This is a genomic window from Evansella tamaricis (assembly GCF_019042215.1).
Classification (GTDB): Bacteria; Bacillota; Bacilli; order Bacillales; family Salisediminibacteriaceae; genus Evansella; species Evansella tamaricis.
On record NZ_JAHQCS010000111.1, the window covers coordinates 1 to 26602 of the forward strand.

At 36.0% G+C, this 26602-nt stretch carries 27 protein-coding genes; 11 read left to right on the forward strand and 16 right to left on the reverse strand.

All coding sequences use genetic code 11. The features are described from left to right. Window positions 1-169 precede the first annotated feature (169 nt). From KS419_RS13835 to KS419_RS13845, 3 genes are all read left to right on the forward strand, one after another. On the forward strand, window positions 170-874 hold the full coding sequence (locus KS419_RS13835) for a response regulator transcription factor (RefSeq protein ID WP_217066984.1): 705 nt from the start codon (window positions 170-172) through the stop codon (window positions 872-874). An 11-nt stretch (window positions 875-885) separates the two neighbouring features. Continuing rightward, entirely contained in the window at window positions 886-2319 is a 1434-nt protein-coding gene (locus tag KS419_RS13840; RefSeq protein ID WP_217066985.1) for a sensor histidine kinase, read from the forward strand. Between the two features lie 358 nt (window positions 2320-2677). After that, entirely contained in the window at window positions 2678-3820 is a 1143-nt protein-coding gene (locus KS419_RS13845) for an acyltransferase family protein (protein ID WP_217066986.1), read from the forward strand. A 113-nt stretch (window positions 3821-3933) separates the two neighbouring features. Here the strand turns inward: KS419_RS13845 and KS419_RS13850 are convergent, their stop codons facing one another. Beyond that, window positions 3934-5730: a glycerophosphodiester phosphodiesterase family protein gene (locus KS419_RS13850; protein ID WP_217066987.1), complete on the reverse strand. Its 1797-nt coding sequence runs from the start codon at window positions 5728-5730 to the stop codon at window positions 3934-3936. 334 nt (window positions 5731-6064) lie between these two features. Between KS419_RS13850 and pepV the strand changes: the two genes are divergently transcribed. Beyond that, the gene (gene pepV / locus KS419_RS13855; protein WP_217066988.1) at window positions 6065-7489 is read left to right on the forward strand and encodes a dipeptidase PepV; all 1425 of its coding nucleotides are present in this window, start codon (window positions 6065-6067) and stop codon (window positions 7487-7489) included. A gap of 191 nt (window positions 7490-7680) precedes the next feature. Here the strand turns inward: pepV and KS419_RS13860 are convergent, their stop codons facing one another. Then, window positions 7681-8016, reverse strand: a complete 336-nt coding sequence (locus tag KS419_RS13860) for an antibiotic biosynthesis monooxygenase (RefSeq protein ID WP_217066989.1) — start codon at window positions 8014-8016, stop codon at window positions 7681-7683. Window positions 8017-8438: 422 nt separating this feature from the next. On the opposite strand from KS419_RS13860, the gene KS419_RS24970 reads away from it, so the two are divergent. Next, complete coding sequence (locus KS419_RS24970) at window positions 8439-8876, forward strand: hypothetical protein (protein ID WP_246594090.1); 438 nt, start codon at window positions 8439-8441, stop codon at window positions 8874-8876. A 12-nt stretch (window positions 8877-8888) separates the two neighbouring features. Here the strand turns inward: KS419_RS24970 and KS419_RS24975 are convergent, their stop codons facing one another. From KS419_RS24975 to KS419_RS13885, 5 genes are all read right to left on the reverse strand, one after another. Further along, window positions 8889-9092 carry a hypothetical protein gene (locus tag KS419_RS24975; RefSeq protein WP_246594092.1) on the reverse strand — a complete coding sequence of 68 codons (204 nt, stop codon included), beginning with the start codon at window positions 9090-9092 and terminating at the stop codon, window positions 8889-8891. Window positions 9093-9132: 40 nt separating this feature from the next. After that, entirely contained in the window at window positions 9133-9432 is a 300-nt protein-coding gene (locus KS419_RS13870) for a DUF6407 family protein (RefSeq protein ID WP_217066990.1), read from the reverse strand. Between the two features lie 69 nt (window positions 9433-9501). Beyond that, window positions 9502-10848: an FtsW/RodA/SpoVE family cell cycle protein gene (locus KS419_RS13875; protein ID WP_217066991.1), complete on the reverse strand. Its 1347-nt coding sequence runs from the start codon at window positions 10846-10848 to the stop codon at window positions 9502-9504. Then, complete coding sequence (locus KS419_RS13880; protein ID WP_217066992.1) at window positions 10845-11291, reverse strand: PadR family transcriptional regulator; 447 nt, start codon at window positions 11289-11291, stop codon at window positions 10845-10847. The genes KS419_RS13875 and KS419_RS13880 overlap by 4 nt, the downstream gene beginning before the upstream one ends. Continuing rightward, window positions 11284-11841 carry a sigma-70 family RNA polymerase sigma factor gene (locus tag KS419_RS13885; RefSeq protein ID WP_217066993.1) on the reverse strand — a complete coding sequence of 186 codons (558 nt, stop codon included), beginning with the start codon at window positions 11839-11841 and terminating at the stop codon, window positions 11284-11286. Before KS419_RS13885 ends, KS419_RS13880 begins: the two co-directional genes overlap by 8 nt. Window positions 11842-12085: 244 nt before the next feature. Here KS419_RS13885 and KS419_RS13890 point away from each other — a divergent pair, with 244 nt between their 5' ends. Then, the gene (locus tag KS419_RS13890; protein WP_217066994.1) at window positions 12086-12235 is read left to right on the forward strand and encodes a lmo0937 family membrane protein; all 150 of its coding nucleotides are present in this window, start codon (window positions 12086-12088) and stop codon (window positions 12233-12235) included. Between the two features lie 172 nt (window positions 12236-12407). On the opposite strand, the gene KS419_RS13895 is transcribed toward KS419_RS13890, so the two are convergent. Then, window positions 12408-14555 (reverse strand): tetratricopeptide repeat protein, encoded by a 2148-nt coding sequence (locus KS419_RS13895; protein ID WP_217066995.1) that lies wholly within the window; start codon window positions 14553-14555, stop codon window positions 12408-12410. 272 nt (window positions 14556-14827) lie between these two features. On the opposite strand from KS419_RS13895, the gene KS419_RS13900 reads away from it, so the two are divergent. Beyond that, the gene (locus tag KS419_RS13900) at window positions 14828-15754 is read left to right on the forward strand and encodes a nucleoside hydrolase (protein ID WP_217066996.1); all 927 of its coding nucleotides are present in this window, start codon (window positions 14828-14830) and stop codon (window positions 15752-15754) included. Between the two features lie 63 nt (window positions 15755-15817). Here the strand turns inward: KS419_RS13900 and KS419_RS13905 are convergent, their stop codons facing one another. The 4 genes from KS419_RS13905 to KS419_RS13920 are packed head-to-tail and all read right to left on the reverse strand — an operon-like array spanning window position 15818 to window position 19807. Beyond that, window positions 15818-16531, reverse strand: coding sequence for a hypothetical protein (locus KS419_RS13905; protein ID WP_217066997.1), 714 nt, complete (start codon window positions 16529-16531; stop codon window positions 15818-15820). Continuing rightward, window positions 16518-17618: a molybdopterin-dependent oxidoreductase gene (locus KS419_RS13910; RefSeq protein ID WP_217066998.1), complete on the reverse strand. Its 1101-nt coding sequence runs from the start codon at window positions 17616-17618 to the stop codon at window positions 16518-16520. The genes KS419_RS13905 and KS419_RS13910 overlap by 14 nt, the downstream gene beginning before the upstream one ends. Window positions 17619-17641: 23 nt before the next feature. Next, on the reverse strand, window positions 17642-18562 hold the full coding sequence (locus tag KS419_RS13915) for a class I SAM-dependent methyltransferase (protein ID WP_217066999.1): 921 nt from the start codon (window positions 18560-18562) through the stop codon (window positions 17642-17644). A 9-nt stretch (window positions 18563-18571) separates the two neighbouring features. Beyond that, window positions 18572-19807, reverse strand: a complete 1236-nt coding sequence (locus tag KS419_RS13920; protein ID WP_217067000.1) for a hypothetical protein — start codon at window positions 19805-19807, stop codon at window positions 18572-18574. Window positions 19808-20098: 291 nt separating this feature from the next. On the opposite strand from KS419_RS13920, the gene KS419_RS13925 reads away from it, so the two are divergent. Continuing rightward, entirely contained in the window at window positions 20099-21487 is a 1389-nt protein-coding gene (locus KS419_RS13925; RefSeq protein WP_217067001.1) for a methyl-accepting chemotaxis protein, read from the forward strand. A gap of 95 nt (window positions 21488-21582) precedes the next feature. Here KS419_RS13925 and KS419_RS13930 read toward each other — a convergent pair whose 3' ends face one another. Next, window positions 21583-22212, reverse strand: a complete 630-nt coding sequence (locus KS419_RS13930) for a hypothetical protein (RefSeq protein WP_217067002.1) — start codon at window positions 22210-22212, stop codon at window positions 21583-21585. A gap of 62 nt (window positions 22213-22274) precedes the next feature. Beyond that, entirely contained in the window at window positions 22275-22637 is a 363-nt protein-coding gene (locus tag KS419_RS13935) for a hypothetical protein (RefSeq protein ID WP_217067003.1), read from the reverse strand. A 175-nt stretch (window positions 22638-22812) separates the two neighbouring features. On the opposite strand from KS419_RS13935, the gene KS419_RS13940 reads away from it, so the two are divergent. Together KS419_RS13940 and KS419_RS13945 are read left to right on the forward strand one after the other, a co-directional pair. Further along, on the forward strand, window positions 22813-24069 hold the full coding sequence (locus KS419_RS13940) for an erythromycin esterase family protein (protein WP_246594094.1): 1257 nt from the start codon (window positions 22813-22815) through the stop codon (window positions 24067-24069). Window positions 24070-24278: 209 nt separating this feature from the next. After that, window positions 24279-24443 (forward strand): aspartyl-phosphate phosphatase Spo0E family protein, encoded by a 165-nt coding sequence (locus KS419_RS13945; RefSeq protein WP_217067004.1) that lies wholly within the window; start codon window positions 24279-24281, stop codon window positions 24441-24443. A gap of 100 nt (window positions 24444-24543) precedes the next feature. Here KS419_RS13945 and KS419_RS13950 read toward each other — a convergent pair whose 3' ends face one another. Next, window positions 24544-25128 carry a vWA domain-containing protein gene (locus KS419_RS13950; protein WP_217067005.1) on the reverse strand — a complete coding sequence of 195 codons (585 nt, stop codon included), beginning with the start codon at window positions 25126-25128 and terminating at the stop codon, window positions 24544-24546. Window positions 25129-25234: 106 nt separating this feature from the next. Here KS419_RS13950 and KS419_RS13955 point away from each other — a divergent pair, with 106 nt between their 5' ends. Further along, window positions 25235-25726 carry a hypothetical protein gene (locus KS419_RS13955; protein ID WP_217067008.1) on the forward strand — a complete coding sequence of 164 codons (492 nt, stop codon included), beginning with the start codon at window positions 25235-25237 and terminating at the stop codon, window positions 25724-25726. A 149-nt stretch (window positions 25727-25875) separates the two neighbouring features. Here the strand turns inward: KS419_RS13955 and KS419_RS13960 are convergent, their stop codons facing one another. Then, entirely contained in the window at window positions 25876-26013 is a 138-nt protein-coding gene (locus KS419_RS13960) for a hypothetical protein (protein ID WP_217067006.1), read from the reverse strand. Window positions 26014-26602: the final 589 nt, after the last annotated feature.

Genomic DNA, 26602 nt, shown 5'->3' on the forward strand with positions numbered 1-26602 from the left:
TCGGAAGTGACAATCGAAGTCAAAGAGCGGACTTCTAATTGTCATTCCTCCACTGCCCTACGCTCGTGAGCTTAGGCGATTACGCTTTTCTTATTTATAGAGTGGAAATACTATTTTCCCCTATCCTTTTACGTTACAATAAAGGTAATTACTGCAAGGGGGTTTGTCAGTGAAACAATTAAAGGTATTAATCGCGGACGATGATCCGAATGTATGTGAAATCCTTAGCCTATATTTAAAGGAAAATCAACATGACGTGGTCGAGGCCAATAATGGTCAACAAGCCATTTCGTTATTTGATTCCGAAAATCCAGATATTATTCTATTAGATATTATGATGCCTGATATGGATGGTTTTGAAGTGTGTAAAGAAATTCGTAAAAAATCAACGATTCCGATTATTATGTTAACTGCGAAAGACGAAGAATTTGACCGGATTCTCGGTTTGGAAATCGGTGCAGATGATTATGTAACAAAACCCTTTAGTCCACGAGAAGTCATGGCAAGAATGAAAGCCATTTTTCGTCGGTTGCCAACAATGGAAAACACGTCTTCTGAGGAAAATCAGGAAGATTATAATTTCAAATCTTTTTCAATTTCTGTAAAAAAGCGTGAAGTACTTGTCAATAAAACACGCCTTTTTTTTCGACCAAAAGAATTTGATCTGCTCCTGTACCTCATTCGTCATTCCAATGCCGTTCTTACGAGGGATCAATTGTTAGAAAAAGTATGGGGATTCGATTTCATTGGAGAAGTTAGAACGGTGGATGTTCATATTAAACGAATTCGAGATGAGTTCGCCAAACACAATATTCATTGTATACATACTGTTTGGGGTGTAGGTTACCAATTCCTTATGAAAGAAGAGGAGTGAGTTTCTACAGAATGAAATGGTTAAATCAAAGTTTATTTCGCCGACTGCTTATTAGTTATTTATTTATTTTCACATTAGGTTTTGCGGCTATTGGAATAGTTATCTCATTTTCTACAAGTAATTATCTAACTGATCAAAAGAAACAAGATTTACTTCAGCAGGCAGGAAGTATTAATGCTATTATCCATCACAGTGAAATAGTGACAGATAGTATTACACGAACGATTGAACAACTTGGTGAATTCTCTGGTTCGACGATATGGATCATTGACCTTTCTGGTCAGATCGTTGCCACTTCCTCTGAACAGGAATTATTTCTAGGAGAGATCATGAGTGACGATGTCATCGAAGATATTTTAGAAGGGAAGAACCGGATTCAAGTCATGAATATCGAAGGACAGGAAAGGCCCATGCTATCTGTTATAGTACCATGGGGAATGAATGAAGAAATCTTCGGTGGTATTATCCTCCACTCCCCCATTTCCGGAGTTAACACAACGGTTAGAAATATTCGGGAAATCGTCCTTTGGGCCATTTTAGGTGGTTTAGTCATTGTCAGTATATTTGTGTCTTATTTATCATGGTCCATGTCCAAGCCATTAAAAAAGGTGGAAGATGCAGCAAATGAAATCGCTCTTGGAAATTACAGTAAGCGTGTAGAATATCACGAATCAGTTCCAGACGAAATTAGTGAACTTTTAAATTCCTTTAATCGAATGGCGGAAAAAATTAATAAAATTGAACAAGAACGGGATTTACTGGAAGAAAGGCGTACTGATTTCATCGCAAACATTTCCCATGAGTTAAGAACTCCCCTGACAGCAATGAAAGGTTACTTGGAAGCATTGCAAGATGGTTTAGTAAAAGATCACGAATCAAAGCAAAAATATTATAAAATTATGCATCGAGAAACGGAGTATTTAAATCATTTGGTCAACGATCTTATGGATTTAATAAAGCTTGAAAAAAGGGAAGTAAGTCTTGATCTTTACTATTTAAATGTGGAAGACGTTATAAAAAAAGTGTCTATTAATCTTGAACCAATCATTATTGAAAAGGGAAACTCTATAGATCTTCAATTTCCCGCAAATTTGCCTCAAATTATGGGAGATTCCGTTCGAATTGAACAGATTTTCATCAATCTCCTCCATAATGCAAATAAATTTACCGAAAATGGAACTATAACAGTTAGTATTGTGGATCAAGAGGATGAGTTAATTGTTACTGTAAAGGATACCGGTATTGGTATCCCTTCCCATGATTTAGAACGTATTTGGGACCGCTTTTTTAAGGTGGATCGTGTCCGAAGTAAAAAAGGAAGTCGTGGTACCGGATTAGGTCTTGCCATTGTCAAAGAACTTGTTGTCTTACATCATGGAACTATTGAAGTTGAAAGTCAGCTTGGTGTGGGTACTACTTTCACACTGACCTTTCCGTTGAACTAACGTTTGTTATGTTTTCGTGTGTACTTGTACAAACGTAGTATAAAAATCATATTAAAAAGCTATTGCCTAAGATGCAATAGCTTTTTAATATGATTTAATAGTTTTTTAACAATTTGCTTAAAGTTCTCTCACAAGTTTTTTTTACAATAAACATAGACGTTAAAATATGATAAGTCTTTGTTTTTTTATTGTTTGATTGTTGTTAGGCTTAACATGGATAGCTCAAGCACGGATAGCCCCCTTGTACGAGAACATTTAAGTTAAGTGGGCAGCTATACATGGATACGGATTTGGATGAATTGTATCTCATTGTCATTGTATTTAACTGATTTAAAATAAATTATTGGTGGGAGTAACAATGAAAAAGACGATGGTTAATGAAGTATTCATACTAAGGAGTATTGCTTGTCTGGCTGTAGTTGCTGTGCATGCCATTGCGATTGGCCTCAGTGCGATACCTGCAGGGTACACCTCTTATACCGTTGAACGGGTTTTAGATTCCTTAAACATGCTGCTGTATTTCGGCACCCCAATGTTCATATTTATCTCAGAATTTCTTATTGCCTATTCTTACAACAATAAGAATTTACCTTCGAACTTCTTGAAAAAAAGGTTGAAGTTCCTGTTTCTTCCGTTTATCATTATGGGTATTTTTTATTCATTACCTTATATCCTTACTTCTGTTGAATTTTGGAGTACCAAGGTATTAATGAATATTTTCATCGGTGATTATCATGGTTATTTCATTTTAATTATCTTTCAGTTTTATTTACTCCACGTATTATTTCACCAAAAGCTGAAGGAATGGAATCCGAAAATTGTCCTTTCGGTCAGTTTATTGATAAATGTTGCTTACTTAGCTGTTTTTAACTTCACATCACCTGGAGACATCTTATTCGGGGCTTATATTTGGGAACGTTTTTATTGGGTACCTTTCTTAGGATGGCTGTTTTATTTTACACTTGGTTTTTATTGCGGCCACTATTATCACAACTTTGTTGCGCTGATCAAAAAGTACAGGAAAGCAGTCTTGTTCTCCCCTCTTGTATCCAGTCTGATCTTGCTTTTCTTGTATCATTTGGAATGGATAACCGTTCACAGTTCAAAGCGAATGGATATGATTCTGCATATGACAGTTATCTGCTTTTTCCTATTCTATATTGCAACACAGTTGAAGAAGGTGCCTGATTTTCTTGTTGGAATCAGTAGATATTCCTTCGGTATATACCTCCTACATTATTTTTTTATTTTAGCGATTGATTTTGTGTACCAACAATATCCAGTGAATATGGGCGTCTGGTATATAGTTGTTTTATTTGCTGCAAGTATTGCTCTGTCAGTTGCATCTACTTCAATCCTGAATAAATGGAAATACGGAAAGTATATCGTTGGAAAGGTTGGGATTGGAACAGAAGGTAAACTTGGGAAGGAACGAAAAGAATCGCGACAAGATTACTCAAAAGAACTATCAGAGAAAAGATATGCAACATATTCTTCTTAACTAGTATTAAAAATTCATAAAGAAACGGCTCCATGGTGAAAATTTCATGGAGCTTTTATTTTTTGCTTCATACAACACACTCTTCTCTATTTCCCCAAACCCAATACGTTAACTTATTCATTTGTATCAGTGGCAAATTCAATGCCAAGCATTGATTGCACTCTTTCTGGATAATCAGTAATAATTCCGTCAATGTCATATTTAAGCACTTCCCTGATATGGCGCTCACGATTAACGGTCCACACCCAAACTTCCCGATTTTGTCTCTTGGCATTTTCAATGAACCGGTCGGAGAGCATGGTTTGACGAATAGTATAAAAATCCACATCCAGACCACTTAAATTGCCAGCCGCAATATACAAGATTTGCCCCAGTTTAATGTCATCATTCAATTCCCGGACTTCTTGCAGAATCTGATTATTAAAAGCTTGAACATACGAAACTTCAACCATATCATGATATTCAATTAGATCGACGATTTTTTCTGCGAATTCCCTATTTCTAGAGGTGTCTTCCACTTTAATGTCAACGAGAACTTTCACATTCTCCTCCTTCATCTCCACTAAAGCTTCATCTAAAGTAGGTATCCTCTCACCAATAAATTCATCGGAAAAGAGTCTACCTATATCAACTTCCTGAGTTTCTTCATATGTCATATCGATTATATCTCTAGGGACGCCTGCGACACGTTGCAAGTCACTATCGTGATTTAACACAACTACTCCATCTTTAGTAAGCATGACATCAATTTCCACAACGTCTACCCTTTTATCGATGGCAGCACGGATACTGCTTAATGAGTTTTCTGGAGCACTATGAAGATCACCACGGTGGGCGGCAACCTGCACATTCCATTTTAAGTAAACAATATTATCATTTACAGTGAAATTGATTAAGAACATACTTGTAATATAAATGAGGACTACTGCGACTAGTGTGTATTTCCTTTTTGTAAAAAATCGAGTGACTCTGTTTTCAAATGCAGTTATATTCTTACTACCATAGATTTTCACGTTGTCTTCCAAGATGTCCCCTTGATTTTTCTTAAAGCGAAAAAATAATCTCGTAATAATAATGGTGTTAACAGGTATTAATAATAACGAGAAAATAATCATCATATAACTGGAAAAAGTGAGCAAATAACTCTTTATTACGTCACCGAGGAAGAATGCCTCTGTGAATACCGGTATATAAGAAAGGACCGTTACGAACAAAAATCCAGTAAGGAAAAGTATTATATTTAACAAAATGATGTTAAAAATGATTTTAAGTTTATTTGATTTAGCCATCCTCCAGCTTGATTTCATCCCTTGCCAAATGGTATTCCCCTCAATAAAAATAAAGTGAAGCGTAAAGATAAGTCTTAGAAGGACAAAAATAGCTGCTAGAAATACCAAAATATAAATGAATAATAAGAGGTAAGAGGCACCGTAATATTGGTCGGTAATAAAAATAGTAAAGTTAATATCAAAAAGTGCGGGTAAACCAGTTAAATCCATAAAAGGAACCATTAAAAACGACAGAATGATTAATTGAAATATACCGAACCCAAGTAACTTTGGCAGGCTTCTTAGTGTCGTTATAAGTGCTTCAGAAACTAGAATGTTTTTATTGAAAAATTGTTTTTGCGCAATCACTATCATAACACCAAATTCAATGAATAAGATTACTACAGCCAAAAGGCTAATTACAAGCATCCCCACTAACCCTTCTGGACTCAATCCAATCCTGTATACATCTGCGTTTAATAAAGATCCGCTTCCGATGATTAAAAGCATCCGATTAAAGAGAAATGAAATAATAGGTACAAACAAAAAGCTGGTCAACAACATATAAATAAGTGCAAAAGATAGATATTTCTTATAGGAAAACCGAAAATCTTTTAAACTATTTCTAATTATTTCAAACATAACATCATCACCTGCGCATTAGAGTCATTACCCCTATAAATTCCCCTTATCACTCTGAATTGAAACATCATTTCCCATTGTGCTGGTCACACAACCTACATGGAACAAACAAGATAATTGTGATGTTATATCCATAAGTTACAAGATAATCTTTCATTTGATAAGGGTTTGATAAACAAGAATATCATATACATTATAACACCATCATTACTGCCCTCTTAACCAACCCCCCTACTCCCTTTCCATTTTTCTTTCATTTGGTATAATGAAATTATTTAGCATGACGAAAGAAATAGAATATATTGAACCCATTAATGGAAAGGTGCTGTACAACATGAACTGGAATGAGGAAGTACTTAAACGTAAAGAAGATTTACTAAAGGATTTAACTGACCTGTTAAAAATGGAAAGTACGAAGGATTCAGAAACACGTGATGAAGGCAAACCCATGGGACACGCTATTGCAAAAACGCTCGACTTTATGCTGAAATTGTCTTCTCAACAAGGTTTTCGTACAAAAAACCACGAAGGATTTTATGGTTATGGAGAAATTGGTCCACAAGCAAGTGAAGAATATGTTGCGGTCCTCACGCATCTGGATGTTGTTCCAGCCACAGGATCGTGGACCTCTCCCCCATTTGAACCAACTATACGTGACGGAAAATTATTTGCCCGTGGGGTGATTGATGACAAAGGTCCGACCATGTCCGTATTCTATGCAATCAAACTATTGAAAGAACTTGAAGTTCCCCTTAAGCGAAAAGTCCGAATTATTTTTGGGACCGATGAGGAAAGTGGAATGAGTTGCCTGCGAAAATATCGTGAAGTGGAATCTCCACCAACTGCCGGTTTTGCACCTGATGCCATGTTTCCGATCATTAATGCTGAAAAGGGTCAAATAAATGTGAAGTGTGTATTGAAAAAGACATCACAGGAAAGTGAATTTACCACACAAGACTTCACCTTACTTTCCTTTAATGCCGGATCAAGGCCGAATATGGTTCCGGAAACAGCGACAGCTGTATTGACTGGAAAAGGCACGGATTTGAAAGGGAAATTTACTAATTATATACAACAAAATCGAGTAACTGGAGAGTTCCAAGAAATAGGACAAGAAAAGTGGAAATTAACAGTAAAAGGGGTTTCATCCCATAGTATGGAACCTTTCAAAGGGGTTAACGCCGCAGTATCATTAGCCAGGTTTCTTCTTACCCTTTCCACAAACCAACCGGCACGTAAATACTGCACATTTATTAATGGGCTTTTTTGGGAAGATCATTTTGGTGAAAAATTAGCTATTGCCCATTCCGATGATATTACTGGTCCATTAACTGTGAACCCTGCGATTTTCCAATATAATAGTGAATCATCTTCAGATTGCTATGTTCACATAAATATTAGGTATCCTGTAACAGCTACATTTGAAAACATCGAAACTAAACTTACAGATGCTATAAAAATTTTCGATTTTTCGATAGGAGAAATAAAAAATAAAAATCCGCATCACGTGGATAAAGAGTTGCCAATGATTCAAGCGTTGCAAGAAGCTTACGAAGGTGAAACAAACCAAAAAGCGAGTTTATTATCCAGTGGCGGAAATACCTATGCAAGTCTGCTCCCAAATTGTGTCGCATTTGGAGCTGTGTTCCCTGGAAAAGAGATGACTGCCCATCAAAAAGATGAATATATTGAAGTGGATGATTTGTTAAAAGCCACGGCCATATATGCCAGATCGATCTATAACTTAGCAAATATGTAATGATACTCACCGATTAATTTTATAGATATTTTTTACTTTACTTTAAAAAATAGGATGACAAATACTTATATAAGAAAGAGGCCATACCGGTTCTTCCCCGCAAAAGCATTTGTATAGATTTTACTTTTAGGGGGCAATAGCACCGCATTTAATGGTATGGTCTCTCTTACATAAGAGCAATAAATGTAAAATTACTGGTTTGTGGTTGCGGAAATTCCGTTCTTCATATCTTTCACTTCATACATAGAAACATTTGTGCTGAATATATATTCTGGTGGTGTTTTCCCTCTATTTTGACGGTGTCCTTGTATGTGGGCATCACTCTTCTCCCAATTTTTCCAATCCTCTATTGATCTCCAGCGAATCATTACCATAACTTCTTCGTGATCTTGCTTTTTTCTGTTAATCATAACGGATTTATCAATAAGTCCTTCCATGGTGTCGATTGGACTAGGATTTGTGAATTTTTCGATAACTTTATCGCTATGTCCCTTCTCAACTATGATAGTTCTTGTCTGTATTAGCATTTTGTGCCCTCCCATATACTAATGTTTAATTCTTATTAAACTATAATTGATAATGATAACCATTGTCAATTATACCGATGGAAGTTTGACTTACTTTTTTTCAAATACATTCATAAGAAAAGCGCAAGCGCCTTTGGTCACGAGCGTAGGGCAGTGGAGGAATGACAACTAGAAGTCCGCTCTTTGACTTCGGTTGTCACTTCCGAAGTGCCCCGCAGCGAGTAGGCGCTGGAGCTAGACAACTTGCCCGAAGGTGCAAAAACTTATACTTTCTTACCTTTCAAGAAAAGCGCAAACGCCTTTGGTCACCAAGATTCTAGATGGAGTTTGCGCCCCTTGGTATTTTGATCAATTACTATGAAGACAAAAATTGCTTTTTGAGTTATAATATTACTCTAGTTTTTAAATAGGAGTGATAACATATGGCAAAAAGAAAGCAAAGTGCTAAAAAGTTAAGGGAAAAGCTGGTGCGTGAAGGAAAGAGGAATCCAGAATTAAGTCGTGGGATATATGCTTTGGCAGATCTCCGAACAAGACAAGGTAAAAATAAGAAAGATCGATCGTATCAGGAAAAACATAAGAGTCGTTTCTCTCATGAAGGAAATGGAGATAACGACTCTTTTTATATTGTTGATAGGAGTAATGCTATCTTCTTGAGTAGGTTTTCTTATATGAAGATCAACATCTTAACACTTCTACTTAGTAATAATCATTTCCAAACTGAAAGGTATTTTTTACGGTATTTTAGATCCTCTTCCATGTTTATCAATTCGGGTGCTTGTTCCATAATTTTCGCCTCACCGAACTCATCATATAAATTGTTTAATCCTTGTATTATATCAAAACGGATTAATGTGTAATTCTTCTCCCCTTTAAAGTTGATGAACCGATGCATTAAGTGATTTATAATAAGCTTTATCACGGCTCGTTAAATCCTCTTTCAGGTGATCCCATACGTCGTATGCCCAATCCACTCCATTATCTATAAGTTTCTGAATCTCTAATAATGCCTCGTAGGCAGTTTGTTTATCTTTTGAATCGAGTTTTTCAAATGTGGCATTCACATTACTATCCACAAGAAATATCCCCCTTACCTCATGTTTCCACTTAAATGAATCAGTAACTTCTTACCACATTACTACTGAAAACGATCTCCATTCTAGCGTTGTCACTGCTACCGAGTGCTAACTCCGCGATCCTCATTAGCATATTCTCTTCTGAAATGGAGGCCAAATACAAAGTTTCAACCCTTTGGCACTCATTTCCTTTTTCTTCAACAACTTTCGTTTTCATATTGTAGGTTTCAATTGCCATTCGAATTAACATTCGGACGGAGTCCATATTCTCTGAATCAACTGCCCCTATTTCAGTTTTACTTCTCTCCACAAATTTAATAAAAGATTGTATTGAACTCATTTCTGATAATCCCCTTAACTTCTTGTATATTATTACTAACAAAGAGCAGACCTAATTTAAGTCCAATGATTATTTTATTCTATCGGCATGCCTTACAATGGTTGGTTCTACTATATCTTTTCTCCGATAAATATTCAAAATTAATCCCAATACAGCACTATAAAAAATTGTCTGGCTTCCCCCATAGCTGATAAATGGAAGACTCACAGCCATAATTGGCAAGAAACCAAAAACCATTAATATATTCCAGACGATAGCAACTGTAAATAGTGATGCCCCTCCAATAACCAATATCCTACCATACAAATCGTGTGTCTTAAATGCACCACTCACAATTCTTAAGATGAAACTAAGTAATAGAATGCATATAGCAATTCCAGCCAACCATCCTAATGAATACACCAGATTAGGAAATACATAGTCTGTGTGTGCTTCTGGGAGAATTCCCATATCAACCGTTAATCCATTCCCGAACCAACCTGCTTCCAGAAACATATCTTTAAAAATCGTATATATAAATCCGTATCCATCAGGGTCACTATTTTGATTAAAAAACGTAAGGATTCTTTGTTGAGTATGATATCCTCCAAAGCCAAGCATTAAACCCACCGCCGCAATTCCAAAAAGAATATTTGTAAGTATAAATCGTTTAGTAAGACCTTTATCCATTTCTGAAAAAGCAACCATCATTAAGATAGTTATAAAGTAAATCAGACTCAACATCGTTTGTCCATGCAAATGATAACCAATGATTGGAAACCAAAAGAGACCGAAGAGCAGTATTTGTTTTTGCCAGGATATCGTATTTATCCTATTCACACGAATTAATATAGAAGCCCACCCAATATAAAACAACAGTAATGTCAATAATAAATCAAACTGGATGAATCTTAAATGGAACTCAAAAATGGTGCCATTAGCTTGTTGTAGAGAATAAGTTCCCATTAAGACTACCAAAATGGCTCCACCAGCATAGATGTACCATCCATACTTCAGCAGTTTCCTGTAATCAAAGAATAAAAAGGCCGTGAGAACGATCAATGCAATAGCATACCAAAGTATTTTATTCCGGAGAAAAAAAGATAAATTCCATCGTTCAGACATACCGAATAGTGGAAGAAAACTAACCGCAACAATAAGCGTAAATAAACCTAAAAGCCCCCAATCCATCTTTGGACGGTGTACTTTATTTAATTGCTTACCTAACGCGACAGGGTTTCCCATCTCTGCAATTGCTTTTTGATCGGCATCCTCCTTGGAAATACTTTCCCCTTGCTGATAAGAGGTGCTTAACTCCTTGAGGTGCCCTTCCAGTTCCTTCACAATCATTTGATGAGCATCTTTTGATTTAATCTGCACCATGACTTGATCTAAATAACTGCAGAATATCTGGGTCTGTTGATCATCTCTTTTCATATACTTGCCTCCTGAAGTAATTTCTTCAGGGAAATAAATCGAGAAGATTGTTTCTCCACTGCACGGATGAATATTCTTCCCTTCTTTGTTAAGGAATAATATTTTTTTGTATCAGAATGGACCTCATGCCAACTTGAGGCTATGATTCCTTTGTTTTCAAGGGTGTGCAAAAGGGCGTATAACTGACCTTCTTTGTGCTGAAACACGTGGTTATTCTTTTGAAATAAGAGGGTAGAAATTTCATATCCATGTTTCGGTCCCGTTCGTATTGAACATAAAATGGAATATAAAGTTTTATCATCCCAATAGAGTATTGAATCAGAACGTAATTGGTTGCTTTGAATCGATTCTTTAACAACATTCCTTCGATCCTCTGAAAAGGAAAAGTCTTTAAAAACAGTTTTCTTCATGGAATTTTTTAATTGTTTTAATGGATCACTCATCATTGATTACCTCCTTTAGAGACTTTTTCAGTAATTCCTTCGCTCTTGTCAACCTTGTTTTTACGGTGTTCAAATTTACCAAAGTCGTTTTACTTATCTCATCTAACGTCAATTCTTCAAAGTAATAAAGATAGATAATTTCACGATACTTTATTGGTAAGTTTAAGACGGATTCCGACAGAATTTCATCTCTAGATTTTTCTACTATTAAAGATTCCAACTGCTTATCTTTTGAAGGCAAATATTCAAAAAGCTTATCGTGGATCGTCACTTTTCTATGATGCCAACTCCGTAAATAATCTTTACAATGGTTAATTGCCACACGATATAGCCATGTTCTTAAGGATGCTCTTCCTTTATATTGGTCCATTTTTTCGTAACATTTGATAAAAATTTCCTGTGTCAAGTCTTCCGCGGTCGTATGGTTTTTCACATATGTATATACAAGTTGAAGAATCCCCTGACTATAAGATGTCATTAGTTGATCAAGACGTTCTTCCTTGTCATGAATCATCTCCATACTGTCTTCTGTTTCTTGCCATTCATACATTTCAATATCACCTCTCTCTACACCTTAGACGAAAGTGACGTTCGTTTAGTTTGGATAACAATCAATTTTTGTAATAATTATTCATTATTTTTTCGATTTGTGTTTTATATCAACTAATATACTTGTTTTCAGTTTACAAACAAGCCAAATGGATTACTACATCGGTTTTGGAAGTAAGTCATTCGGGAATAATGAATTACTAAATAATATTACCGATTTTCGCTAACCTTTAGGAGGGTCATTTATGTCATTTATTTGGGCAATCATAGCCATCATATTAGCAATATGGCTTGCAGGCGTTCTACTAAATATTGCTGGAAACCTTATTCACCTTTTGCTGATCATTGCCTTGGCTGTGTTCATCTTTCGTCTATTACAGGGAAAAACTAGGTAATTGAGGACCAAAAGGAGAGAAGAATATACAAATAGAGAGGCTGGGACAAAAGTGCTTTAATCAATGAAAAAATCCAAGCAATCATTAGCTACGGAAATATACTTCGCTATTGTTGTGAATTGTTCGCATCATCAAATAAACATTTTAGTTATGTCCCAGCCTCTTAGTCAATTTATTCCGTAATATTATTTCCATCCACCGAAACGGAACTCACATATGTGTAATTCTCATTCGTTTTTTTCAAGATCTGGCATTGAAGTAATCTAACTTCAAAGAGCCTAATAGGATTATAAAAATGCTCAGGTTTCTCCTTAATTCTTATCAACTTGTCTTTAACTGATTGAATTTCCCGTTCCTCATTACTAATAATTTTAGTCAAATGTTTGAATGGACTTTGGAAAAACAGGGCAATATCTGACACAATTGCTTTTTCAAATAAATCATATTCCTGAAAAAAATTGGACAGGACCACATCAGTAATATCCTCGTAGGAATCGTTCTCCACCATTTTTCTATACTGACTGGAAAGTATTTGTTTATTTTTCTTCATATTTCCAAACAATTTCCCTGCACTTTTTAATAACAGATGAGACGGTTTAGACCGATTCATAATATTAACCTTTTCGTAAGCCATTCTATGAACCAAACGATTTAAATCCCGATGCCAGTCTGAGAGAATCTGAAAATCACAGGTTAACGTAATTTGATTTTCATTATCTAATTTATTCAGCGAATCAGTCATATCGTTTAAGTACTTTTGAGTATCTTTCAACTCCCCTTCAGAAGTTTTAATCCACGTTTTCAAAGATTTCCTGAACAAAGGAAAGGCTACCTTATGAAGATGTTCTTCAATCTTCTGATTCATTTTTTTGTCAAGCTCATCATGAATGGCTTTATAATTACTATCCGCTGTAACGTTATCGGCCGAATTTTGCAGTAGACGGGGGATGGATAATTCCAATTCTTTCTGCGTCTCTTCCTTCACCAATCTATAAGATTTCAAAATTGCTTTAGTCTGATCAATTTCCATATCTTTTAATGTATTAACTAATCCTTTTAGCCGCCCGATTCTCTCATTTGTTTGATCAATGGTCTTATTATATGTGTTTTCCATTCCAATCCGTTTTTCTAACATTTCAGATAACGTGTTTTGGATGATAGATAATAATTCCGTAGTCTTCATTGAGGAGGTCTTTACTTCTTCTGTGTCATTCAATCCTATTTGATTCGTTTCCGCCCACTCCATCAGAGTTTTATATAGTTTTTCAGTTTCCATGTGGCTTTGAGTGAACGGTTCATTATTAAAAAGAATTTTCTCTGCCATTTTCAAAGTAGTGTTTTCTATCGAAGAAGGGAAAAACTCATTCCATGCCATCGCAGCAGCGGCTAAAAATATATTTTTATTTGCTATCTTCAAAGAATTACTTAATAGATTTGGCATTTCTATTTCTATATCTTTGATTAAATAATCACCGTTCATTAATAATAGAAAACTTTCATAGAAGAGATGAGTGATATCATTCCATTCCCTCTGTTGGTTGACTACACTACCATCCTCATGTTCATTCCATTCCACATTTGCAAAAAGCTGATTAACCACCTTTATCCAAGGCAAAAAAGAATCATTTCCTTTATAACTGTTCCAAAGGGATTTCGTCAGTTGGCAAAAAAAACGCTGCTCCAGTTTTGATAATACGTGAAGTGCATCCAAAAAGTATTCAGGAACAAATTCAATCGTATATCCCTTTATCACATAACCATTAAGAATGTTATACCATTGCAGTGATTCCGTACGAGTAGCTTCATTTATCGACAAAATAACTGCATTTTTCCAATCTTGTTGGTCCTCATAATATACCCTTGCGATCTCTGTGACCTTCGGATAATCAGGGTTAAGGGAAATTGCTTTATCAATTTGCAAATAAGCTTGCTCCACATTATATTTATCTTTATATAGTGAAAATAACTGTAGTGCCACTTCCACAAGGAGTACTTCATTTTTCGTATGAATGGAATTATAAGTCTTCTCTGCCTCATTTAACCAGCCTAACTCATAATAGGCATCACCAATATTTTTTTTCGCCCATGATTCTAAAGGGCTATCGACGGTAACGGTTTGCCACTTATAGATGGCAGATTCCATATCTTTGTTATGAAAGTACAATTCCCCCTGTGCAAACCGGATTAGGGATAAATCAGCCCCTTCTTTTTTCTGTTCTTGGAAAAAAGTATCACCTAACGTTTGCAGCGGGGTGTGATTATCATTTCCTTGTAAAAATGTCTGATAATAATTTTTATTAATTAATTGTTTTTCATTCATCTGAAAACCTCCAACATTAATAACGGTCCACTTGTTTAATGTCTTAATAGTTTCGTTTCTTATTGCTTATTTAAGTCTCAACGATGTTCCTATAAAAACAATCGTACGATAAGTTAACAAATATTGGTATAAGGAATTGTGCCTATTAAGATAGTTCTACAATGGTTTTATGGAACGAAATCCAAATTAAAAATCAAGTTGCTTAAAGATTGATAAATTATGGTTCAAGCAGTATCCTAAACATAATTGATGTAAAAAGGAGCAACAAATTGATGAAAAAAGTTATTTTAGATGTGGATACGGGAATTGATGATGCCTTAGCTATCGCCTACGCTATAAATTCCCATAAACTAGATGTTGTTGGTATCACAACAAGTTTTGGTAATGTATCCGTTAAAGAAGCAACAAGAAATACCCTTCAAGTATTGGAAATCATGAATAAAACGGAAATACCTGTAAGTATGGGGGAAGAAAAACCAATGGCGCGGGGTCATTTGAAAGGGAAAGCAACCCACGTCCATGGGGAGAATGGACTTGGAAATGTGGACTTGCCTCTTCCAATGTCAAAACCTATTCATACTCATGCGGTGGACTTTATGATAGAGAAGTCATTGGAATTTTCAAATGAACTGACCGTAATTGCTGTGGGTGCCTTAACGAATTTAGCACTAGCAATAAAAAAAGACCCGACACTAGTTGAAAGAGTAGAAAAGGTCGTTGTGATGGGTGGTGCTGTCACTGTTCCTGGAAATGTAGTACCTCATGCAGAAGCGAATATTTATACCGATCCTGAAGCTGCAGATTTTGTATTTCAGTCGGGTGTTCCCCTGACACTTGTAGGGTTAGATGTCACTCTTCAGACATTACTCACAAAAGATGACGTGAAAAAATGGACAGAATTGAATACCCCTTTCACGAATTTTTTAGGGGATATTTGCCAATTCTATATGGACTTTTATATGAACGAAAATGGACTGGAAGGCTATGGTCTGCATGACCCATTAGCCGTTGGAGCTGTCATTGATCCATCATTTTTAACGACTAAATCCATGCCCATTTATGTGGATTTAAGTAATGATCTAATTGGTAAAACGGTAGAGGATCAAGAGCCCAACAGTAATCGTCCAAATATCGATGTTTGTTTAGAGGTGAATGCAGAAAAGTTTAAAGAACATTTCATTAATACCCTCTGTCTGTAAATGGAGAAATGGCACTTGCAGGATACTATAGTCCGTTTCCTCCTCAGGTGCCAACTGATCCTCTTAGTCCAATCCTTCACCATCTCTTGCTGCCTCAGGTACTTCAGGGATTTCCACCTTTTCTATCAAGGAAAAAGTAAGTTCATACCTTAAGCTATCCGGATACCTTTCAAGATCCCCTACTCCTCCATGACGGACCGGTGAAAAATCAAGATGCAGTGATTGAATAAAACCATCGTTAATGACCATTATAACGTTGCTTTGATTTTGGTCTAGGAGAAGAAAGTCCATAAATTCAAGGTGATGAAACTGATCAAATACGGCTTCGTAAGTTTCCTTCTCTCCCTCTTTCTCATAGTGGACACTCGAAGCATCTTCAAGAATGTCTTTCATCCAGGAAAAAGGATGATCTAAAGGTTCCATTTCAGAAATGACTTGATGTGGTTTGCTTCCACGTTTCCATTCTTCATTCCTTTCCACAAAAAACAGGTCATCCTCTAAAAAAACTGTTAATGAATTTCTCCCGTCAGGTGATGAAATACGATAATTGGACAATGTTTTGGACCAATACCCTTCCATTACTAAAGCTGGATTCCCATTGTAAAAAGAAGCTCCATTCACTTGATAGGAAAACTCAGAATTCTCGTCTAATACAGTTATCCAATTTTTATAATGATATTCTATAGAACTGGGAAAAGCATGGAATCCGATGCTTAAACCGAATAATGCTGCAACTAAAGGGAGCAACCACCTTTTGACTGGTCTATAAATACCCATCTAAATCATAACCGCCTCTCATTTGCCAATATCCCCTCCCCCGATTCTTTGTAAGCTCCAATCGGTCAATCCATTTAACCGATTTATACCCATACATTAAAGGATGATATAGACGGCACGGATAGCCCTGTGAATGGACTAATTTTTCTCCGTCAAACTGAAAAACTAGCATCGCCCCTTCGTCAAGGAGTTGTGATAAAGTGAAAGTATCAAAGTATACATTATCTCCAGAGTATGCGGTTACATAAGAACTATTCGGAGTAATTCCGTAAGCATCAAAAATATCTTTCACAAGAATGCCTTTCATTTCAACATTTAAGACACTCCAACCTGTTACACAGTGGAAATCATCAATGATTGTTAAGGATGGCAATGATTCCATTTCCTCCATCTTTAAGATGGTCGGTTGATCCACCAAACCATCAATGGTTAAACTCCATTCCTCATTTTCATATTTTGGATAATCACTAGTCACGTTGTATATTCGAAAGTATCCCCTACGTTTATTGCCTGTTTCTGCAACGTCCAAAATAGGTTGAAACCATTTCACTCCTGCTCCAATAAATAAAAACAAGATTCCTATTGTAGTAAATTTAATGAAATCTCTCCGTTCTAAATTGTTTTCTGTGATAGTTTGCGGAACAGGATCCTTCCCCCTCCACCAGTTAGGCCAAGGGAGTTTTACACCAATTAAATGCCCCACTGTATGGATAATTACCCAAGGTAAAATCAGAAAAGTAACTAAGCCATGTACAGAAACAGCTAAGTTTCTAATTTCCACAGGGAAGTGAATTTGAAAGTACATGATCATACCAGAAACAATCCAAATGGCAATAAAAATTAAATTAAGCCAAATATTAAAATATTTTATATATGGTTTTCGTTTAAGATGGTTTAAAACAGACTTGAGACTAAAGAAGACCACGAGAACATATAAGAAGGAAATCCATATGTGAAAGGGTACTAGGGGAAATTGTTGTTCATTAAACCAGGTTCGAGTCTGCGGGAAGTATAAAAAAAGACCGGAGAGGAGTAACAAAACAAATATAAATCCATGAAGATGATGAATCCATTTTAGTCGTACCATACTCCCCCTCCTATCTGAAAAAGTTAGTTTTTTTCTAGGACAAAAAATCCATGATACCAGGCATCCGACCTTATTTTTTCCACATTCATATTTGTAAGAGTGTTTTTTAAGACGTGAAAAAGTTTATTTCCGTTTTCTTTTCCTAGTTTTGCATTTAAGTAGTTAGAGGAAAATCCATATATAAAATGATAGATTTCCTCATCTGTACGCTCGACTAAATCCTCTTTAATCAGTTGCTGATGAAGAATTCGGAAACCTAATTCTTCTCCCATCTCCACTACCTCTTCCATCGTAGGATAAAATAGAGGGTAAATAATGTTTGAACAGTGTGCAGGGAATTCACTCTTGATTAAGTGATTCATCAATTGGTATGTTTCTTTTAACTGCCCGTCAAGGCCAAATTGAAGAAATGCCTTTCCACCAAAGGAGAGAAAGTTTCGGATATTCATCCAAGATGACCGGTAATTTCCCAACCCCCATGACCGATAATCCTTCTGGTGTTGTTCATCAAAAAAGTAATAGAGTACATGTTCCTGTTTTTCAAAAACATCTGGCACTTTTGGCATCCAATGTAATACTTCATTGGAAAAAATATAATCAAATTTCCCTTGAAGCGTTGGGGCATAAATATTACTTTGTTCGAAACGGACATTTGGATACTTTAATGCTGCTCTCTTTAAGGCATTGGCATCCATGTCCATACCAGTTATAGTCACATTGTATTCGCGTAATGTTTTCCAAATTTCATTTGTTAAATTTCCAGGTCCACAACCGATATCCAGCAGAGAAGTTGCTCGTTGTTGTTTTTCTTTTTTTTGGTCAGCAAAATCGCTTTCTAAGATAGCAATGATCCTTTTTCCAATGGAATATTGTGATAAAGACTTCGTGTCGTAGTTCGTATCCATAAAAAAATTGCTGCTCGTTTTCTTCTCTAGTGATGTCATCGTTCCACCCTACCAATCAAATTCAATATTTTCCTCCTCGGAAGTCTCCTTCATAATCGACTCATAGACCTTTACGATTTCATCCGTATCTTCTTCTGGAATACCCACGAGTGGGAACAGTTTCGAGATGCGTTCTATATATTCCCGAATGTTATCCCCAGTCAGATTACTATTCCGTTCTAACAAGGTTTGTTTAATCGTTTCTTCTGTGATTATTGTTCCGGAGTTAAAAAAATCATTATATATTTTTCGCAAGATAGATAAATTTGTTCCATACAAATGTAAATATTCCTGATTACTACTATGTATCTTTGGATGGGAACCAAAAATCCAGGCATGACCGATATCCGGATTTTTACTATTATACATAATAATTAAGTTAATGAGATTAATAGATTGATGAGGTTTAGAGTCCGTAATCGTATTTGATGTCCTAAATACACTAAAAAATGCCTTCTGATTCAAATAGCCTTTATATTTAGGGAACAAATTAAATAAGAACCAAAGCAGCTTCATGTTTTTATCATCACTGCTGTCAAAATTAATCACTCGACGGAGTGTAAGTTTTTCCGCTTTAATAAGTTCGTTTACCTTACTCCAATACATTAAGATCGGTTTCTTATTTGTTTTCTGTGGAATTTTTTCAGATAAATAAGTAACATCTAATAAATCAATGTCTTCATTATTTAATACTTCGTTAAGAGATTCATATAACTGCACTTCCCCAACAATCTTCTGAAAATTAAATGTTTCAAATTTAGATACCACTTTAAAGTCATTTTTTTTAATCAAGCGAAAATCATGTAAAAACAACTTCAGTAACTCTAAATGCACTCTCACAAATTGCCGATCAATTTTTGGTGCCGATTGATGACCATTCGATTCAGGATGGACAACTTGGTTTCTGGCAGTTGTGATCTCACTTAAATTATCAAGGAGTGTGTTTTTTTTATATTTCTGATCCGGGTTAAGGATCTCGTAAACTTCATCAATAAATTTCGTTTTTCGGAGAAACATAATATATTTTCCAAACGTGCACGAATAAATTTTAATCTTATTGTCCCGTAAATAATCAATTAAAACTTCCGGTTCCTGAAGTCTTCCTAAATAAGTTTTATACAAATAACTAATTGATAGTCCGTATATGGTTACGATCACTTGCAGGCAATTGTCAAAATTATTCACTTTGACCAATTCTTCTGCTTTAGTTAGTTCCTTCTCAATAGTCATTAAGTCATTATCCATGAACAAAACCATCATCTCTCCCATCACTGCAACAATTTAAATCGTAGTTACTATTAGTATATCATTTAATATGTTTTTGTTGGAAAAATGAAATGAGTCTGTTAATTAATTTAATCTGAAGGTAGAAAATTACACTAACATCATTATCAGGTACATTTTAAGCACTTAATAAGTTACTATTATCTACAAAATTCTACTAGTTTCTTGTGAGATTATTTATCAAATTAATTTATTTTTTCCATTAATATGATAGTGTAATAAAATATAACACGTATCTGGGAGATGGTTATTTTGACTAATCTATTAATACAATTTATTAAGAAAAACAGGAAAAATGAGGAGCATTTTGAAGTAGATCATCATTTTATACATTTTATTAATGAATCTCAAGTAGTATCTGACCAAATGATTGCAGCAGTAGAAGAAGTTAACTTAGCTATGGACAGGTTAAAAGAGATAGCCGATCATTCTTCCAGTGAGGGGAAAATTCTTAAGGATAACAGTTATCAGTCCATGGCACAAATCCAGGAAACTTTTTCTTCTCTTCAGCATGTTTCTGCCACTGCAAATCAAATTAAAGAATTTGCTGAGATGATGAGTAAAGAAAGTAATGAATCCAAGGTACTTGTTACAGATGTACGGAAGTCACTAGGCACAACCAATCAGGTTATGCAAGAACTAAGTACATATAACCAGACCATGGAGCATCGAATCAAGGAGTTAGCATCACAAACAGCAAAAATTGACGAGATAAATCAGTTAATTAAAAAGATTGTAACCCAAACCTCTCTCCTATCGTTAAATGCATCTATCGAAGCAGCGAGAGCTGGTGTTCACGGCCGTGGGTTTTCTGTTGTGGCCACAGAAATAAAAAAGTTAGCAGATGAAAGTAATTCAGCAGTGGAAAAATCTTCGGAAATCTTATCTGCCATTGAACAAGGAGTAGAGGATGTTGTTGCCTCCGTGGAAGTAGAAAAACAGGCAGTTGCTAAAGGCATAAATGAGGTAAGTAGAATTAACGGAAGAATTGATCGAATTTACAAAAAAATAGTAAAAGTAAATGAGTATGTTCTTCGGACAGAAACTGACAGTAAAAAACAATCAAACATGACATCGGAGACGATATCGAAAATTGAAAAGGTTGTTAGCAGTGTAGAAGAAACTTTAAATTATGTGGAGAAAACAGTAGCAGAGATGGAAACACAAAACAACCAGGTTCATCATCTACAGAATGTCAGTGAAGGTCTGCAAAAGACATCTTACTCTCTGGCACAATCTATCAAGAATTTAGATTTAGGACGAGAAACAACCATTAACAACAAATACTTAAACGAAGTAAAAGAGACACTCATGGAGATTACGGAACGCTCAGACCTAAAAACAACTGATGTAAAAAAACATAAAGAAGTCCTTGGCGATTATCTAAGCAAAACAAATAAAATGGAAGCGATCTGGTCAAATCGTACGGACGGTTCCTTCATTTTTTCCAAGCCAGAAGCAGGTCTGTTTAACGCCAGACAACGGGATTGGTGGAAAAAAGCAATGGAATTTGAATTGTTTGTATCCACACCATACATCTCTGCCATTACAAAAAAACCTTGTGTAACCCTTTCAAAAGCAATTATAGATGAATCTGGTGAAATTATTTGTGTCGTGGGAATGGATATTGTAACAGACTAAATATGTTAGAAATTTCTCTTACTTGTTTTTAATGGATTGGGTGCTTGAGGGTGTTTTATGTAGGATACCCATTTCACCCAACCCAACAGCAAAAATTACTTTGATGCCATCTTAAACTCCAATTGCAGACCAGTTAACTCTTCTTCATTCGGACCATTGTAGTCTTTAAAAATAAAGACCAAACCAGAAAGATCATCAGGCAATGCTGGTGAAATTATAAAGTCATAAGAAGAACGGCTGGAAGTTCCTCCCCCTCCCATACCGCGACACTCATATTTTTGTTTAGAATCCCCTTTTATTTCCAACTGGAAGAAATGGTTATGTTCTGTAGGGTCATTCAAACTATAATCATACGATGGAGGCCAATCAACATTGAGTGTAACCATACTCGCATTGGAGTATTGGCGGATGAACGGCACAGAATAAAAAGTTTCTTCCATTTCTTTTGACTGAAGAACCTTGACATACCTCTTAAAATCAACTGGTTCTACCACAGGTCTGAAACTATCTTCCGTTCGAAGAGTTTCAAAAAACACCTGAACCATTTCCTCACACAACCCATATTTAGTTGACCACCTTGCTATATTTTCCAGTTCTGGATATCCCGGATCATTTTCAGATATCAATTTCCTTTCTCCAATTAATGCACATATCTTTTCATCAATTAAAGCGACCCTCTTATCATAATGCGTCGTTGGACGTTCAAAAGGCATACGCTTCCACACATTAATTCCCCCAGTTTGAAAGTTCAAATCATCACCTAGACAACAACCGTTTTTTTAACAATTTAGATTCTCAATTCACTTCCTATTAAATCCAGTAAACTACTCAATGTTTCCCTTCGTAATCCGTACCAATCCTTTAGAGCTAGACCGAGTGCAAGCCATAACGTCGTACCCTCTGAATTTCGTTCCATCGGCCCTAATGAACGCTCAAACAAAGGAAGCAATTCAGCAGTTTGTGCGAACCGGTATCGATAATTAAATTCTTGCAGAGCAAGTAGCACATCTATGAAATCATGGAATTGTTTATCCTGAAGTAGCTTCTTTGTTTCAGGTTTTAGATTTTCGCTTACCCCATACACACAATTAAAAATTGCACTCATTGTTTGTTTATCAAGATAAATTAAACCTTTATCGTTCGTTATCAATGTATTCCCCTCCATATTCCCTGTTAAATTCTACGCCAACTTTCTAATTACCTCCTTTAACTAAGAAATACCTCATATTACACGTTTTTTTGTCACAACATGCGCTTGCCTTGGAAATACCAATGGTCAATTCCTTCCTAATTGGACATACTAACGAAAAAAAGAGGTGAAAATAATGATAACAAAGACGGAAAAAGTAATCGACGATATAAAAAAGCATTCCACAACTTTTGGAAATACAGAAGAACTATTCCCCCTTATTAAAGAAATGAAGAACGCAAAGTATGTTCTCCTTGGTGAAGCTAGTCATGGTACTTCGGAGTTTTACACGATTCGAAGAGAAATAACAAAAAAACTTATTCAAGAGCATGGGTTTTCCTTTGTAGCAGTGGAAGGTGATTGGCCTGCATGCTTTGAAATAAATCGTTACATAAAAGGGTTCAATACAGAGACAAAGATTACTACAAAAGATATATTAAAAAGATCCTTTAACCGCTGGCCAACGTGGATGTGGGCAAATCAAGAAATGAGTGATTTAGTAGAGTGGCTTGCTTCTTATAATGCATCTAAAGGCCGAAAATCAGTTGGCTTTTATGGTTTGGACGTCTATAGTCTATGGGAATCCATGGATGCTATCCTTCATTACTTGGGAAAAATTAAATCCCCTTATATGGACAAAGCTAAAAAAGCTATGGAGTGCTTTGAACCGTATCATCGAACAGCTGATAAGTATGCCATCTCAGCTGCATTTTATGGAGAAGATTGTATGGATGAGGTACAGGATCTGCTAAAAAGCATCCATAAGAACCATGCAGTCTATGAAGATGATCTAGAATCATCTCTGAGTCTTAGAATAAATGCTATCGCTACAAGTAATGCAGAGAACTTTTACCACACAATGGTGACAAGTGACAGTGAATCTTGGAATATTAGAGATCGCCATATGGCCGAGGTCCTTCATCACATTGGTAAGTTTTATGGTCCCGAAGCAAAGGGGATCATTTGGGAACACAACACCCATATTGGAGATGCCCGGGCAACTGACATGGCCAGCGAAGGGATGGTCAATGTGGGTCAGTTAACAAGGGAGCAGTATGGGCTCGAAAACATATTTTCTGTTGGGTTGGGAACACATCACGGAACAGTGATTGCAGCAGATAAATGGGGAAGCCATGCTGAGGTCATGACTGTTCCAAAAGCACCTGAAGGAACATGGGAGAATGTTCTTCATCAGGCAGGCGCAAGTAACAAGTACATCCTTTTTAATAAAGAGAATCGTCATCTTTTTCGTGATATCATCGGCCACCGGGCAATTGGTGTCGTTTATCACCCGAAATATGAACACCGTGGAAATTATGTTCCAAGCCGTATCTCTGAACGGTACGATGCCTTTATACATGTGGATGAAACGAAAGCATTAAAACCATTATAATGAAATGCTTTAGAATTTAAAACTGCTATAGCATCATTATTTCTATTAATGACGTGTTTTTTTGTTCAACTAAAAGATATTACAGAATCGGGCAAAAAAATATCTAATAATTAGCAAAAAAAACTTCAAAAATTAGACACAACTTAAATATAATAAATGAGGAATTCATAGCATAATAGCGTTATATACTTTCATTGGAGGTGACGTACATGAATGTTTGTATAGAAATGATTGAACAGAAGCGGAATGAAATGTTACTCCTGTCAAAAATGTACGGACTTACATCTCAACAAACAATTCAATGCAGCCAGGAGTTGGATAATCTACTAAATACATTTCAATTTTCAGAACAGATTTATTCTCAGGCTAATTAGTTAATGAAGAACTAAAAACAAAACGAGGGGAAAGATCATTTACCTTCCCCTCGCATTTTTTATTTTTTTTTGAAATTCCTTTTTAATATTAGCCAAGAAGTTACTTCCTTCGTTTCTCCGCAACTGTTTCGTAAACCATATTATACATACATTCCATTCCTTTTGATGATGCCTCAAATTTAAAGGCACTATCTTCTGAGATCCCTAAGCTTGTTGCCTCTTTCACTGTATCAATATTTGCACCCATGAAGATAAATTCCCAATTATACTTTTCCTGCTGATGTTTAATCAATTCCTTTACTTTCTCGTAAGTAAATTCGCGACTAGCATTTTCCATACCATCTGTCGTAATAACAAAAATTACTTTTCCAGGCTTTCGATTTTCCAACGTATGTGAAAGTCGGTATCCTACATCCAATATCGTTTTCCCGACAGAGTCCAAAAGTGCTGTACAACCTCTTACATAATATTCTTCCTGTGTTAATTTCACCGTTTTTGCATCAACCCCATTCCATAACACTTCATACTCATCGTCAAACAAAATGGCGGTTAGATTTGTTTCTCCGTCTAGTTCGCATTGTCTCTTTATAAAAGAATTAAATCCCCCAATCGTATCCCCCTCTAATCCTTCCATTGAACCACTTCTGTCAAGTAAAAATATAATTTCTGTAATATCCTTATTCATCTTTAACTTCCTCCTCATTGGTTGATGATATAATAGTAACGGAGTTATGAGATCAATTGGTCGCCTTTAAAGCGACATTTCATGGGGAAGGAGGTCATCTTTGAAAATGGATAAACTATTACTTAAAGAATTAAAAGAATACATAGAACTTCATCAAAGCGTAATACAATTTGCATTACATCAACCTAAAGTTGAAAGTATGGAAAAAAGCATCTCAGAGGATCTTCAAATTGGTCATCTAGAAGATTTTATTAAGAAAAAGAAACAGCCTTCTTTAAACCAAATACTATTTAAATATATAGATGAGAAAGGATTATCCGATCCAGAAATCTATAAAAAGGCTGGTATAGACCGAAAGCATTTTTCAAAGATCAGAACAAATCCAGAGTATCAGCCAAAAAAAAATACAGTATTCGCATTAGCGTTAGCCCTGGAATTGTCATTGGATCAAAGCGAACACTTGCTGAGTGTTGCAGGGTACTCGTTATCGAGTAGCGATACAACTGATCTCATTATTCAGTTTTGTCTCGAAAAAAAAATCTTCGATTTACACTACGTCAATCAAGCTTTAGAGTATTTCAACCAAAAAATAATATAAAAAATTCGCCTAATACCAAATAAAAACTGGATTTAGGCGAATTTATTCCCTCTAGATAATTTGGTTTATTATTTCTAAAATAGTTTGTTTATTTAGTATCCCAAGAGACACGAAAACTGCCTTTAGAATCTTTTCCATTTATAACAAGCTTATAATTCCCCGTCATTTTCAGGAGTTATCTCAATTTTTCCTTCTTCATTGGCAGGAATGTCGACCATGCTCACGGATTGAACCTGTGGTTTTTGATCCTGGTTCGGCGGAACCTGGTTCATTTTCCCCTGGTTCAAGCTCCTTCATTCTCACTTATGCTCACGGATTGAACCTGGGGTTTTTTAACCTGGTTCAACCGAACCTGGTTCATTTACCCCACCTTCAGGCTCCTTCATTCTCGCTTATGCTCACGGATTGAACCTGAGGTTTTTGATCCTGGTTCAACGGAACCTGGTTCATTTACCACTGGTTCAGGCTCTCCCATTCTCCCTTATGCTCACGGATTGAACCTAAGGTTTTTTAACCTGGTTCAACGGAACCTGGTTCATTTACCCCTGGTTCAGGCTCTCCCATTCTCCCTTATGCTCACGGATTGAACCTGGGGATTTTGAACCTGGTTCAACGGAACCTGGTTCATTTACACCTGGTTCAGGCTCTCCCATTCTCCCTTATGCTCACGGATTGAACCTGGGGTTTTTGATCCTGGTTCAACGGAACCTGGTTCATTTACCCCTACTTCAGGCTCCTTCATTCTCCCTTATGCTCACGGATTGAACCTGGGGTTTTTGATCCTGGTTCAACGGAACCTGGTTCATTTACATCTAGTTCAGGATCCTTCATTCTCGCTTATGCTCACGGATTGAACCTAAGGTTTTTGAACCTGGT

Excerpts from the sequence above, each read along its gene's own strand:
- KS419_RS13945 (WP_217067004.1), top strand. The coding sequence starts at position 24,279 with ATGAATGTTTGTATAGAAATGATTGAACAGAAGCGGAATGAAATGTTA.
- KS419_RS13940 (WP_246594094.1), top strand. The coding sequence starts at position 22,813 with ATGATAACAAAGACGGAAAAAGTAATCGACGATATAAAAAAGCATTCC.
- KS419_RS13895 (WP_217066995.1), bottom strand. The coding sequence starts at position 14,555 with ATGAATGAAAAACAATTAATTAATAAAAATTATTATCAGACATTTTTA.
- KS419_RS24970 (WP_246594090.1), top strand. The coding sequence starts at position 8,439 with ATGGCAAAAAGAAAGCAAAGTGCTAAAAAGTTAAGGGAAAAGCTGGTG.
- KS419_RS13950 (WP_217067005.1), bottom strand. The coding sequence starts at position 25,128 with ATGAATAAGGATATTACAGAAATTATATTTTTACTTGACAGAAGTGGT.
- KS419_RS13885 (WP_217066993.1), bottom strand. The coding sequence starts at position 11,841 with ATGTATGAATGGCAAGAAACAGAAGACAGTATGGAGATGATTCATGAC.
- KS419_RS13870 (WP_217066990.1), bottom strand. The coding sequence starts at position 9,432 with ATGAGTTCAATACAATCTTTTATTAAATTTGTGGAGAGAAGTAAAACT.
- KS419_RS13920 (WP_217067000.1), bottom strand. The coding sequence starts at position 19,807 with ATGGATAATGACTTAATGACTATTGAGAAGGAACTAACTAAAGCAGAA.
- KS419_RS13910 (WP_217066998.1), bottom strand. The coding sequence starts at position 17,618 with ATGGTACGACTAAAATGGATTCATCATCTTCATGGATTTATATTTGTT.
- KS419_RS13880 (WP_217066992.1), bottom strand. The coding sequence starts at position 11,291 with ATGAGTGATCCATTAAAACAATTAAAAAATTCCATGAAGAAAACTGTT.
- pepV (WP_217066988.1), top strand. The coding sequence starts at position 6,065 with ATGAACTGGAATGAGGAAGTACTTAAACGTAAAGAAGATTTACTAAAG.
- KS419_RS13860 (WP_217066989.1), bottom strand. The coding sequence starts at position 8,016 with ATGCTAATACAGACAAGAACTATCATAGTTGAGAAGGGACATAGCGAT.
- KS419_RS13875 (WP_217066991.1), bottom strand. The coding sequence starts at position 10,848 with ATGAAAAGAGATGATCAACAGACCCAGATATTCTGCAGTTATTTAGAT.
- KS419_RS13850 (WP_217066987.1), bottom strand. The coding sequence starts at position 5,730 with ATGTTTGAAATAATTAGAAATAGTTTAAAAGATTTTCGGTTTTCCTAT.
- KS419_RS13840 (WP_217066985.1), top strand. The coding sequence starts at position 886 with ATGAAATGGTTAAATCAAAGTTTATTTCGCCGACTGCTTATTAGTTAT.
- KS419_RS13890 (WP_217066994.1), top strand. The coding sequence starts at position 12,086 with ATGTCATTTATTTGGGCAATCATAGCCATCATATTAGCAATATGGCTT.
- KS419_RS13900 (WP_217066996.1), top strand. The coding sequence starts at position 14,828 with ATGAAAAAAGTTATTTTAGATGTGGATACGGGAATTGATGATGCCTTA.
- KS419_RS13955 (WP_217067008.1), top strand. The coding sequence starts at position 25,235 with ATGGATAAACTATTACTTAAAGAATTAAAAGAATACATAGAACTTCAT.
- KS419_RS13845 (WP_217066986.1), top strand. The coding sequence starts at position 2,678 with ATGAAAAAGACGATGGTTAATGAAGTATTCATACTAAGGAGTATTGCT.
- KS419_RS13915 (WP_217066999.1), bottom strand. The coding sequence starts at position 18,562 with ATGACATCACTAGAGAAGAAAACGAGCAGCAATTTTTTTATGGATACG.
- KS419_RS13905 (WP_217066997.1), bottom strand. The coding sequence starts at position 16,531 with ATGGGTATTTATAGACCAGTCAAAAGGTGGTTGCTCCCTTTAGTTGCA.